General features: G+C 57.7%; 1 protein-coding gene. It reads right to left on the reverse strand.

All coding sequences use genetic code 11. The features are described from left to right. A partial coding sequence (locus RTW80_RS29790; RefSeq protein ID WP_312721749.1) for a hypothetical protein occupies window positions 1-260 on the reverse strand: 260 nt, incomplete at both ends.

Consider the following 260-nt stretch of genomic DNA (forward strand, 5'->3'; position numbering starts at 1 on the left):
GATCTTCAAACGGCACCAGACGACGCACGTTTTTCTCCATCCACTCTTTGTACGGATGGCGGCTCTTCAGATCGTTGTCGGTTTCGGCGGACTGCAGAATACGCCCACCGCGGGTGTCGATCACCATCAGCTCGCCCGGTCCGACGCGGCCTTTCTCGACCACTTCGTCTGGCTGGTAATCCCAGATCCCGACTTCAGAGGCACAGGTGATGAGCTTGTCTTTGGTAATAACGTAGCGCGCCGGACGCAGACCATTACGG

It is taken from the genome of Escherichia sp. AM3 (assembly GCF_032029835.1).
GTDB lineage: Bacteria > Pseudomonadota > Gammaproteobacteria > Enterobacterales > Enterobacteriaceae > Escherichia > Escherichia coli.